General features: G+C 69.3%; 7 protein-coding genes. 6 read left to right on the top strand and 1 reads right to left on the bottom strand.

Annotated elements, in window-relative coordinates; translation table 11 throughout:
- Window positions 1–198 precede the first annotated feature (198 nt).
- Together STRTUCAR8_RS11530 and STRTUCAR8_RS11525 are read left to right on the top strand one after the other, a co-directional pair.
- The gene (locus STRTUCAR8_RS11530) at window positions 199–1,860 is read left to right on the top strand and encodes a M4 family metallopeptidase (RefSeq protein WP_006375825.1); all 1,662 of its coding nucleotides are present in this window, start codon (window positions 199–201) and stop codon (window positions 1,858–1,860) included.
- Between the two features lie 168 nt (window positions 1,861–2,028).
- The gene (locus tag STRTUCAR8_RS11525; protein ID WP_006375822.1) at window positions 2,029–2,541 is read left to right on the top strand and encodes a DUF1990 family protein; all 513 of its coding nucleotides are present in this window, start codon (window positions 2,029–2,031) and stop codon (window positions 2,539–2,541) included.
- A 118-nt stretch (window positions 2,542–2,659) separates the two neighbouring features.
- Here STRTUCAR8_RS11525 and glgP read toward each other — a convergent pair whose 3' ends face one another.
- On the bottom strand, window positions 2,660–5,302 hold the full coding sequence (gene glgP, locus STRTUCAR8_RS11520; protein ID WP_006375820.1) for an alpha-glucan family phosphorylase: 2,643 nt from the start codon (window positions 5,300–5,302) through the stop codon (window positions 2,660–2,662).
- Between the two features lie 261 nt (window positions 5,303–5,563).
- On the opposite strand from glgP, the gene STRTUCAR8_RS11515 reads away from it, so the two are divergent.
- The 4 genes from STRTUCAR8_RS11515 to STRTUCAR8_RS11500 all read left to right on the top strand — a co-directional run bounded on the left by STRTUCAR8_RS11515 (window position 5,564) and on the right by STRTUCAR8_RS11500 (window position 12,503).
- Window positions 5,564–6,781 (top strand): S8 family peptidase, encoded by a 1,218-nt coding sequence (locus STRTUCAR8_RS11515; protein ID WP_006375817.1) that lies wholly within the window; start codon window positions 5,564–5,566, stop codon window positions 6,779–6,781.
- 262 nt (window positions 6,782–7,043) lie between these two features.
- A complete protein-coding gene (locus STRTUCAR8_RS11510) occupies window positions 7,044–9,185 on the top strand; it encodes an alpha-1,4-glucan--maltose-1-phosphate maltosyltransferase (RefSeq protein ID WP_006375821.1) in 2,142 nt (713 codons plus the stop codon).
- On the top strand, window positions 9,182–10,927 hold the full coding sequence (treS, locus tag STRTUCAR8_RS11505; protein ID WP_006375823.1) for a maltose alpha-D-glucosyltransferase: 1,746 nt from the start codon (window positions 9,182–9,184) through the stop codon (window positions 10,925–10,927). The genes STRTUCAR8_RS11510 and treS overlap by 4 nt, the downstream gene beginning before the upstream one ends.
- 136 nt (window positions 10,928–11,063) lie before the next feature.
- Window positions 11,064–12,503 (top strand): maltokinase N-terminal cap-like domain-containing protein, encoded by a 1,440-nt coding sequence (locus STRTUCAR8_RS11500; RefSeq protein WP_006375833.1) that lies wholly within the window; start codon window positions 11,064–11,066, stop codon window positions 12,501–12,503.
- Window positions 12,504–12,505 lie beyond the last annotated feature (2 nt).

The raw sequence follows: 12,505 nt of genomic DNA, 5'->3' as shown, positions 1-12,505 counted from the left end.
TTACCGAGATCGCGCCGCGTTACATACACGAAACGTTTGGCCTGTGGTCGATTTTCAGCCAACATCACTTTGGGGTCCTGACATGTACAGGCCCTCAATGTCAGTCTTCGACCGCACGCCGCAAGCAGTACTCCAGCTTCACCACCACCTCCTGACAGTCACCCCAAGACCGTCAGGAACCCCCACAAAGGAGTCCGCGTGACCCCCCTCTACGCGCGTCACAAGCGCACCACCCTGGCCATCGCCACCGCGGTCGCGGCCGGAGCACTTCTCACCACCGGTCTGACCACCGGCGCCTCCGCGGAGAGCGAGCCGGCCGGCACCGCGGCCAGAGTCTCGGCCGTTCCGATGACGCTCTCCCCCGCCACGCGCACCGCCCTCATCAAGGAAGCCGCCGCCGAAGCCCCGGCGACCGCCGACGAGATAGGCCTCGGCGCCAAGGAGAAGCTCGTCGTCCGTGACGTGATCAAGGACGCCGACGGCACCCAGCACACCCGCTACGAGCGCACCTACGCGGGCCTGCCGGTCCTCGGCGGCGACCTCGTCGTGCACGAGAACGCGGCCGGTACGACTCAGACCGTGACCAAGGCGCAGAAGGCGGCCATCAAGGTCACCGACCTGACTCCCGAGGTCACCACGGCCGCCGTCGAGAAGCAGGCCGTCACGCTCGCCAAGAAGGCCGGTTCCAGCAAGTCGGCGGCGTCCAGCGCGCCCCGCAAGGTGATCTGGGCCGCCTCGGGCACCCCGACCCTCGCCTACGAGACCGTCGTCGGCGGCCTCCAGGAGGACGGCACCCCGAACGAGCTGCACGTCATCACCGACGCTGCCACCGGCAAGAAGCTGTACGAGTACCAGGGCATCGAGACCGGCACCGGCAAGAGCCTGTACTCCGGCACGGTCGCGCTGAGCACGACGCTGTCGGGCTCCACGTACCAGCTGACCGACGGCACGCGCGGCGGCCACAAGACGTACAACAAGGCGCACGCCACCAGCTCTTCGGCCGGCACCCTGTTCACCGACGCCGACGACACCTGGGGCACCGGCGCGGCCTCCAGCTCGACCGCCGACCAGACCGCGGCCGTCGACGCCGCGTACGGCGCGCAGAAGACGTGGGACTTCTACAAGTCGACGTTCGGCCGCTCCGGCATCAAGAACAACGGTGTCGCCGCCTACTCGCGCGTCCACTACGGCAACGCGTACGTCAACGCGTTCTGGGACGACAGCTGCTTCTGCATGACGTACGGCGACGGCGAGGGCAACGTCAGCCCCCTGACCTCGCTGGACGTGGCCGGCCACGAGATGACGCACGGCGTCACCTCCAACACGGCGGGCCTGAACTACTCGGGCGAGTCCGGCGGCCTGAACGAGGCGACCTCCGACATCTTCGGCACGGCCGTCGAGTTCTACGCGGCGAACGCCTCCGACGTCGGTGACTACCTCATCGGCGAGGAGATCAACATCAACGGCGACGGCACGCCGCTGCGTTACATGGACAAGCCGAGCAAGGACGGCGGCTCGAAGGACGCCTGGTCCTCGACCCTGGGCAACCTCGACGTCCACTACTCGTCGGGCCCCGCGAACCACTTCTTCTACCTGCTCTCCGAGGGCAGCGGCGCCAAGACGATCAACGGGGTCAGCTACAACTCCCCGACGTCCAACAGCACCACGATCACGGGCATCGGCCGCGCCAAGGCCGTCCAGATCTGGTACAAGGCGCTGACCACGTACATGACGTCGACAACCAACTACAAGGGTGCCCGCACGGCGACCCTGTCGGCGGCCTCGGCCCTGTACGGCGCCAGCAGCACGGAGTACGCGGCGGTGAACGCGGCCTGGGCGGCGGTCAACGTCAAGGCGTGACGCACGACGCATGACATGTGCCGCGCGGTATGAGCGGCAGGTGAGCGGTGACCGGCGGGGCGGTACCCGGAACGAAGGCATTTCCGGGGACCGCCCCGTCGCACGTGTGTCCCCATCCCGCACCCCGCCGCAGGGCGCCCCGTACCCCCCGCCCTACCCTTGGGTCCCATGTCCTTCACGTACGCGGAGGTCGGCGCGACCCGCGAGCGCGGCTTCCGTTGCCCGCCCGGCTTCCACCACCTGCATGTACGCACCCGCATAGGCGAGGGCGAGGCGGTCTTCCGGCGTGCCTCCGAGGCCGTCCTCACCTGGGAGATGCACCGCGCGATGGGCGTGGGCATCGACGCCGCCTCCGAACGGGCCGCCCCCGACGTCGACGTCACGGTGACACTGGCCGGCGTCATCAAGGCGCCCTGCCGTGTGGTCTGGACGGTGGAGGAACACCGCCGCGCCGGCTGGGCGTACGGCACGCTGCCCGGCCACCCGGAGTGCGGCGAGGAGTCGTTCGTCGTGGACCGCACCGGCGACGGCACGGTGTGGCTGACCATAAGCGCGTTCAGCCGCCCGGCGAAGTGGTACGCCAAGGCGGCCGGCCCCGCGACCCGGGGGTTCCAGCACGCCTACGCGCGGCGGTGCGGGACGGTGCTGCGGCGGCTGTGCGGGGAGTTCGGGGAGGACTGAGTCGGCCGAGACAGCCCGAGACAGCCCGGTGTACCCCCGGGCGGCCACAGGTGATTGGCCGAAACTGGTCCTGGCGCGACGCCAGGACCAGCCTCAGGGAACGGTCAGGGCTCGCGGGTCACCGCATCAACACCCCCGCGCCCTCCCCCACTTCCTCCGAGGGCACCGCCACCAGCCCCATCTCCGCGCTCGACGCCAGCAAGCGGTGCGCGGGCAGGATCCGCACGGTGTACCCGTAGGGCCCCGTCCGGTGCAGGGACAGGGGGCCCTCGTACTGCCAGCGGCCTTCCGCGTCCGGGCCGCCCACCGCCTTCAGCGGGACCGTCGTCGCCTCGGTGATGCTGTCCTGCGAGTCGACCCGACCGGAGACCGCCTGGACCTCGACGTCGTCCGGGGCCAGCTCGCCCAGGCCCACCCGTACGCGGAGCGAGAGCGTGCTGCCCAGTTCCGCGGTAAGGGCGGGCGCGGTCGCCGCCGAGGTCTCCACGTGGTCGACGGTCACGGTGTGCCAGGCGGCGCGGACCCGGGACTTCCAGGCCGCCAACTCCCTTGCCTTGTCCGGGGTCATGGTGCGGTGGGCGCGGGCCGCGGGGGCGTACAGACGCTCCACGTACTCGCGGACCATCCGGCCGGCCAGGACCTTCGGGCCCAGGTGGGTGAGGGTCTCGCGGACCATCTCGATCCAGCGGTCGGGCAGGCCGGTCTCGCCGTGCTCGTAGAAGCGCGGGGTGACCCGCTGTTCGAGGAGGTCGTACAGGGCCGCCGCCTCCACGTCGTCCCGGTGGTCGGGGTCGTTGCCCGCGACGCCGTCCGCCGTGGGGATCGCCCAGCCGAACTCCGGGCGGAACCACTCGTCCCACCAGCCGTCCAGGACCGAGAGGTTGAGGCAGCCGTTCAGCGCCGCCTTCATCCCGCTCGTCCCGCACGCCTCCAACGGGCGCAGGGGGTTGTTGAGCCAGATGTCGCAGCCGGGGTACAGCTTCTGCGCCATCGCCATGCCGTAGTCGGGGAGGAAGACGATGCGGTGCCGGACACGCGGGTCGTCCGCGAAGCGCACCAGCTCCTGGATCAGCCGCTTGCCGCCGTCGTCCGCCGGGTGCGCCTTGCCCGCGATGACGATCTGGATGGGGCGTTCGGGGTGCAGAAGCAGGCCGAGGAGCCGGTCACGGTCCCGCAGCATCAGGGTCAGCCGCTTGTACGAGGGGACACGGCGCGCGAATCCGATGGTCAGGACGTCCGGGTCGAGCACCCCGTCGATCCAGCCCAACTCCGCCGAGCCCGCGCCGCGTTGACGCCAGGAAGCCCGCAGCCGTTCCCGTACCTCCACCACCAACTGCTCACGCAGGGACCGTCGTAGCTCCCAGATGTCCTGGTCGGGGATGTCCGCGACCGCGTCCCACCGGTCCGAGCCGCCCACCGTCAGCGCGTCCTCGGTGCGTTCCGCGCCGATCTGGCGGGCACCGAGCCGGAACACCTCCGGCGCGACCCAGGTGGGCGCGTGCACACCGTTGGTGACCGAGGTGATCGGGACCTCGGCGGGGTCGAAGCCCGGCCACAGCCCCGCGAACATCTCCCTGCTCACCTGGCCGTGGAGAAGGGACACGCCGTTCGCCTGGCGGCCCAGCCGCAGGCCCATCACCGCCATGTTGAAGAGGTTCGGCTCGCCGCCGGGGTAGGTCTCCATGCCCAGGCTCAGGACGCGTTCCACGTCGATGCGCGGGAGTTCGGCCTCGGGGCCGAAGTGGTGGGCGACCAGTTCACGGTCGAAGCGGTCGATGCCGGCCGGGACGGGCGTGTGCGTCGTGAACACCGTGCCCGCCCGGACCGCCTCCAGCCCGGCGTCGAAGTCCAGCCCCTCGTCGCAGAGTTCGGCGATCCGCTCCAGGCCGAGGAAGCCCGCGTGGCCCTCGTTGGTGTGGAACACCTCGGGGGCGGGGTGCCCGGTGAGGCGGCAGTACGTCCGGACCGCGCGCACTCCTCCTATGCCGAGCAGCATCTCCTGGAGCAGGCGGTGTTCGCTGCCGCCTCCGTACAGCCGGTCCGTGACGCCCCGTTCGCCGAGGTCGTTCTCCTCCACGTCCGAGTCGAGGAGCAGCAGCGGTACGCGGCCCACCTGGGCCAGCCAGACCCGGGCCCGCAGCGACCGGCCGCCGGGCAGCGCCAGGGAGACCTGGGCCGGGGTGCCGTCGGGTTCCTTGAGGAGGGCGACGGGGAGTTCGTTGGGGTCGAGGACCGGATAGTGCTCCTGTTGCCAGCCGTCGCGTGAGAGTGACTGACGGAAGTAGCCGTGGCGGTACATGAGTCCGACGCCGATCAGCGGTACGCCGAGATCGCTGGCCGACTTCAGATGGTCCCCGGCGAGGATGCCGAGCCCGCCGGAGTACTGCGGCAGGGCGGCCGTGATACCGAACTCGGGGGAGAAGTAGGCAATGGCGGCGGGGAGTTCGGCCCCCTGGGTCTGCTCTTGCGTCTGGTACCAGCGGGTGCCGTTGACGTAGTCGTGCAGGTCGTCGGCGACCGCGGTGAGGCGGCGCAGGAAGCGATGGTCCTCGGTGAGTTCGGTGAGCCGCTCGGGCGAGAGGCTGCCGAGGAGGCGTACGGGGTCGCAGTCCGAGTCGGTCCAGCGTTCGGGGTCGACGGACTGGAAGAGCTCGCGGGTCTCCGCATGCCAGGACCAGCGCAGATTGCGGGCCAGATCACTGAGCGGCCGGAGCGGCTCGGGGAGAACGGGACGGACGGTGAACCGACGGATCGCCTTCACATTCCACCTCGGTGGTCGTGCGTGATGTGTCAAACCTGTACATACCGGGACGCACGGCCATGTGCGCCCCGTCATCATCCCCTTGACGGTATCGGGGCTGGAGCGCGGGAACCATGGCGCGTATTGCGCGCCCCCGGTGCGGGCCGGTCGCCGATATGGCCGGTTCCCTCCCCGTAGGCCACCTTGTGACAGTTCGCCCCGCACGAGAGGCTGCCCGCAAGGCCGCCGGGCGTTGGCGGCCGGGGAGGGGGAACTCCAACCATGAAACGGGCATGCGCACGTGCCAGACGTACACGCTGGGCGGCGGGTCTGACCGCGGCGGCCACAGCCGCCGTCCTGTCGGTCACCGCTCCCGCGCAGGCTGCCCCGGAGGGGCGCATAGCCGGCGCCGGTGAACCCGGTTCCGTCGGCGGAAGCTACCTGGTGACGCTCAAGGAGGGAACGGCGGCCGCGTCGGCGGACGGCAGGCGTCTCGCCGCGAGATACGGGGCGAGAATCGGCCACATCTACAGCACCGCCCTCAACGGCTACGCCGTACAGGCCGACGAGACCCAGGCGAGGCGTCTCGCGGCGGACTCCCGCGTGGCGTCGGTCTCCCAGGACACCCGGATCACGTACGACGGCGTCTCCGGACGGGCTCCGCAGGACCCGCCGTCCTGGGGCCTGGACCGGATCGACCAGGCCGGACTCCCGCTCGACGACACCTACACCTCGCCGGACTCGGGAGGCAAGGGCGTCACCGTGTACGTGATCGACACGGGCATCCGTATCTCGCACAAGGACTTCGGGGGGCGCGCGAGTTACGGCTGGGACTTCGTCGGCGACGACCGGGGGGCCGGTGACGGAAACGGGCACGGTACGCATGTCGCGGCGACGATCGCGGGCACGACCTTCGGCGTCGCGAAGAAGGCCAGAGTCGTCTCCGTACGCGTCCTCGACGACGCGGGCGGCGGTACGACGGCGCAGGTCATCGCGGGTATCGACTGGGTGACGAGACACGCCAGGAAACCGGCGGTCGCCAATGTGAGCCTCGGCGGCAACCGCAACGCCCCGCTCGACGCGGCCGTACGGAACTCGATCGCGTCCGGGGTGACATACACGGTCGCGGCCGGGAACGACGGGCAGCGGGCGGGGAGTTACTCCCCCGCCGACGTCAGGGAGGCACTCACGGTCGGCGCGACCGGGCGGACGGACGCCAGGGCCGACTTCTCGAACTGGGGCCCGGCTCTCGACCTGTTCGCCCCGGGCGTCTCGATCACCTCGGCGTCATATGCCGACGACACCGGGCGGGCGACCTATTCGGGTACGTCGATGGCGGCGCCACACGTCGCGGGCGCGGCCGCCCTCTACTTGGCGGAACGACCGAAATCCCGTCCGGCCCAGGTCGCCAGGGCACTGACGAAACTGGCGACGCCCGGGAAAGTCTTCGACAAGAAGGACGGTTCACCGAACAAACTCCTGCGGATACCGCTTCCTTAGGAGCTCTGTGCCGTGCTCGGCCCCGTCCACCGGACGGGGCCGAGCATGTTCCCCGACCTGGCTGATCCTGGGTGCAGACATACGCGTGAGTAGTTAGCAAAGTGCCGGATTGCCTACCCGAATAGGGTGGGAAGGCTCCCCCGGTACACGACCCAGGTACACAGCACAGAACACAGCACAGATCACAGCAGCCAGACACAGCAAGCAGGACACCCTCCCCACATCCATCCGCCCACCCACGTTGACGCGGACAGGAGCGGTCATGCCCGCCACGCACCACTCGTCAGCACCACCGATATCCCCGACGAACACCGCCGTGCCACCGGCCGCCCCGGAGCCACCCACTCCGGCCCCGGCCCCGGCGCCCACCCCCACCTCGGCCCCGCCGCCTCCGCAGCCTCTCCCGGTCACCGAGGGCACCGCGGTCGGCCGTATCCCCGTCCTGGACGTCCGGCCCCTCGTCATGGGCGGGCGCCGTCCGGCGAAGGCGGTGGTCGGGGAGGCCTTCGAGGTCTCGGCCACCGTCTTCCGCGAGGGTCATGACGCCGTCGCCGCCAACGTCGTACTCCGCGACCCGAAGGGCCGGCCCGGCCGCTGGACGCCGATGCGTGAACTGGCCCCGGGCACCGACCGCTGGGGCGCCACCGTCGAGGCCGACGCGCCCGGTGAGTGGACGTACACCGTGGAGGCGTGGGGCGACCCGATCAGCACCTGGCGGCACCACGCGGGCATCAAGATCCCGGCCGGGATCGACACGGAGCTGGTGCTGGAGGAGGGCGCGCAGCTCTATGAGCGTGCCGCCGCCGGCGTACCGAAGAACAAGGGCAAGCGGGATGTGCTGCTGACCGCCGTCGAGGCCCTCCGGGACGTCGGACGCCCGGCACCGGCCCGGCTGTCGGCCGCGCTGACTCCGGCGGTGGACAAGGTGCTGCGCCGGTACCCGCTGCGTGAACCGCTCACGTCGAGTGAGCCGTTGGCGCTGGTGGTGGAGCGGGAGCGGGCCCTGTACGGGGCGTGGTACGAGTTCTTCCCCCGTTCCGAGGGCACCCCGGAGCAGCCGCACGGCACGTTCCGGACGGCGGCGCGGCGGTTGCCGGCGATCGCCGCGATGGGCTTCGACGTCCTCTATCTGCCCCCGATCCATCCGATCGGGCACACCTTCCGCAAGGGCCCCAACAACACCCTGTCCGCGTCGGCGCAGGACGTGGGGGTGCCGTGGGCGATCGGTTCCGAAGCGGGCGGCCACGACGCCGTCCACCCGGATCTGGGAACGCTGGAGGACTTCGACTTCTTCGTCGCCGAGGCCGCCCGGCACGGGCTCGAGGTGGCGCTGGACTTCGCGCTGCAGTGCTCACCGGACCACCCCTGGGTGCAGAAGTACCCGCAGTGGTTCCATCACCGCCCCGACGGGACGATCGCCTACGCGGAGAACCCGCCGAAGAAGTACCAGGACATCTACCCCATCGCCTTCGACGCCGACCTGCCCGGGCTGGTCGCGGAGACGGTGCGGGTGCTGCGGCACTGGATGGACCACGGGGTGCGGATCTTCCGCGTCGACAACCCGCACACCAAACCGGTCGTCTTCTGGGAACAGGTGATCGCGGACATCAACCACACCGACCCCGACGTCATCTTCCTGGCGGAGGCGTTCACCCGGCCGGCGATGATGCACACCCTGGCCCAGGTCGGCTTCCAGCAGTCGTACACCTACTTCACCTGGCGTACCAGCAAGAGCGAACTCACCGAGTACCTGACCGAGTTGTCCGGTGACACGGCCGCGTACATGCGCCCGAATCTCTTCGTCAACACGCCCGACATCCTGCACGCGTACCTTCAGGAGGGCGGACGCCCCGCCTTCGAGGTACGCGCCGTGCTCGCCGCGACACTCTCCCCGACCTGGGGCGTCTACAGCGGCTACGAACTGTGCGAGAACACCCCGCTGCGCGAGAGCAGCGAAGAATACCTGGACTCCGAGAAATACCAACTGCGTACCCGCGACTGGGAGTCCGCGGAGCGTGACGGACGTAGCATCGCGCCATTGATAGCCACGCTCAACGCGGTCCGGCGACGCAGTCCGGCCCTGCGGCAGTTGCGTGACCTCCACTTCCACCACGCGGACCAGGAGGCGGTGATCGTCTATTCGAAGCGCCGGGGATCGAACACGGTTCTGGTGGTCGCGAACCTCGATCCTCACCACACCCAGGAGGCGACGGTCTCGTTGGACATGCCGCAACTCGGCCTGGACTGGCACGAGCCCGCGTTGGTGCGCGACGAGCTCACCGGCGAGACCTACGAATGGGGCAGGACGAACTATGTGCGCCTGGAACCGGGTACTCGTCCCGCGCATGTTCTGACCGTCCTGCGACCGTCCACCCCGCAGATCGGAGGGTCACCCACCACATGATCGTCAACGAGCCTGTTCCGGACACCTTCGAGGACACTCCCGCCAAGGACCGGGACCCCGAGTGGTTCAAACGCGCCGTCTTCTACGAGGTCCTCGTCCGCTCCTTCCAGGACAGCAACGGCGACGGCATCGGCGACCTCAAAGGCCTCACCGCCAAACTCGACTACCTCCAATGGCTCGGCATCGACTGCCTCTGGCTCCCCCCCTTCTTCAAATCACCGTTGAGGGACGGCGGCTACGACGTCTCCGACTACACCGCCGTCCTCCCCGAATTCGGCGACCTCGCCGACTTCGTCGAATTCGTCGACGCAGCCCACCAACGCGGCATGCGCGTCATCATCGACTTCGTCATGAACCACACCAGCGACCAACACCCCTGGTTCCAGGAATCAAGAAACAACCCCCAAGGCCCCTACGGCGACTACTACGTCTGGGCCGACAAAGACGAACAATACCCAGAAGCCCGCATCATCTTCGTCGACACCGAAGCCTCCAACTGGACCTTCGACCCCGTCCGCAAACAGTACTACTGGCACCGCTTCTTCTCCCACCAACCCGACCTCAACTACGAAAACCCCGCAGTCCAGGAAGAAATCCTCTCCGCCCTCAAATTCTGGCTCGACCTCGGCATCGACGGCTTCCGCCTCGACGCCGTCCCCTACCTCTACCAAGCCGAAGGCACCAACTGCGAAAACCTCCCCGCCACCCACCAATTCCTCAAACACGTCCGCAAAGAAATCGACGACCACTACCCCGACACCGTCCTCCTCGCGGAAGCCAACCAGTGGCCCGAAGACGTCGTCGACTACTTCGGCGACTTCGCCAGCGGCGGCGACGAATGCCACATGGCATTCCACTTCCCCGTCATGCCCCGCATCTTCATGGCAGTCAGGCGCGAATCGCGCTACCCGGTCTCCGAAATCCTCGCCAAGACCCCCGCCATCCCCAACAACTGCCAATGGGGCATCTTCCTGCGCAACCACGACGAGCTCACCCTCGAAATGGTCACCGACGAAGAACGCGACTACATGTGGGCCGAATACGCCAAAGACCCCCGCATGCGCGCCAACATCGGCATCCGACGCCGTCTGGCCCCCCTCCTCGACAACGACCGCAACCAGATCGAACTCTTCACCGCCCTCCTGCTGTCCCTCCCCGGCTCGCCGATCCTCTACTACGGCGACGAGATCGGCATGGGCGACAACATCTGGCTCGGCGACCGCGACGCCGTCCGCACCCCCATGCAATGGACCCCCGACCGCAACGCCGGCTTCTCCTCCTGCGACCCCGGACGCCTCGTCCTGCCCACGATCATGGACCCCGTCTACGGCTACCAGGTCACCAACGTCGAAGCCTCCATGTCCTCCCCCTCCTCGCTCCTGCACTGGACCCGCCGCATGATCGAGATCCGCAAACAGAACCCCGCCTTCGGCCTCGGCTCCTACACCGAACTCCCCTCCTCCAACCCCGCCGTCATCGCCTTCCTACGCGAATACAAAGACGATCTCGTCCTGTGCGTCCACAACTTCTCCCGCTTCGCCCAGCCCACCGAACTCGACCTGCAAACCTTCAACGGCACACACCCCGTCGAACTCATCGGCGGAGTCCGCTTCCCCGCCATCGGCGAACTCCCCTACCTCCTCACCCTCGCAGGCCACGGCTTCTACTGGTTCAGGCTGCGCAAGGACGCGAAGGACATCAAGGACGCCAAGGACGCCAAGGACGCCAAGGACGCCGGGTAGAACGCCGGACAGAAGGCAGTCGTACCTGTACACGTACAAGGTCGTACGTGCCGAACCCCGGCGGGCCGGTTTCTCCCGTCCCGCCCGGGGCACGCATCAGTCACACTCCGCCCCCTCGGGGAAAGGACGCGACGCCATGTCGGAAGCCGCCACCCGCTCCGCCACGACAAGTCCGGACCTCCTCGCGTCCCTTGAACCACTGCTGCGCGAATGGCTGCCGAGACAGCGCTGGTTCGCCGGCAAGGGACGCCCGGTCACCGACTTCTCCCTGGTGGCGGCCACCGAACTGCTGCCCGTCACCGCGCAGTCGGGCCTGTACCACCTCCTCGTACGCGCCCATCAGCCCGCGCTCCAGGGCCCCGGCGACTGCTACCAGCTCCTCATAGGCGCGCGCGAGGCGCTGCCGCCCCGGCTTGCGCCCGCGCTCATCGGACACGTGGACCGGGGCCCTCTGACCGGACGGACGGTGTACGACGCCCTGTACGACGCCCGGCCCGCCGAAGTACTCCTGGAGGCGATGCGCACCCGGGCGCGGATCGGCGCCCTGCGCTTCGACCGGGACGGTGACGACAAGACCGGCGCCGGTGACGACGGCGAGAGCGACATACCGGCGGGGCTGGCGGCCCGGATGGTGACCGCGGAGCAGTCCAACTCGTCGATCGTCTACGGCGACACGTTCATCCTGAAGCTGCTCCGCAGGGTCTCACCGGGTGTCAACCCCGACCTGGAACTGCCCCTGGCGCTGGCCCGCGAGGGCTGCCCCCGGGTCCCTGCCCCGGTCGCGTGGATCTGCGCCGACGCGGCCGGGACGACCGACTCCGGCTCCGACGCGGAGGTGAGCGCCGAGGACCGTTACGTACTCGGCGTCCTCCAGCCCTTCGTGCGGGGTGCCGCCGACGGCTGGGAGCTGGCGTTGCGCGAGCTGGCCAAGGGGGAGGACTTCAGCGCGGAAGCGCGGGCGCTCGGGCGGGCCACCGCCGAGGTGCACCTGGCTCTCGCCCGCACGCTGCCCACGGTGACCATGGGCCACGCGCAGTTGAGCCCGCTGGTCGACGGCATGATCGAACGCCTGGACGCGGCGGTTCAGGCGGTACCCGCACTCCACCCGTACGCGCCCGGCCTGCGCTCGGCCTACGAGGCGCTGGCCGACCTCGCCGCCGAGGGGCAGACCTGGACGGCGCAGCGTATCCACGGCGATCTGCACCTCGGACAATGCCTGCGTTCGCCGTCCGGGGAGTGGTCGCTGATCGACTTCGAGGGCGAGCCGTCCAAGCCCCTCGCGGAACGGCGGCTGCCGCAACCGGCGGTACGGGACGTCGCGGGCATGCTCCGCTCGTTCGACTACGCGGCCCACTCGCTCCACCCCCGGCTGCCCGACTGGGCGGCGGTGTGCCGGGCCGCGTACTGCGCCGGGTACGCGGAGACCGCCGGCCGGGACCCGCGTACCGATCCCGTACTGCTGCGGGCGTACGAGACGGACAAAGCGGTGTACGAGGTGGTGTACGAGGCACGGCACCGCCCGGACTGGCTTCCGGTACCGATGTCGGCGATACACCGCCTGGCCGCACCCGACTGACC

Origin of the sequence: Streptomyces turgidiscabies Car8 (assembly GCF_000331005.1) — a bacterium.
Lineage (GTDB): Bacteria > Actinomycetota > Actinomycetes > Streptomycetales > Streptomycetaceae > Streptomyces > Streptomyces turgidiscabies.
This window is presented reverse-complemented; position numbering and strand designations above follow the sequence as displayed.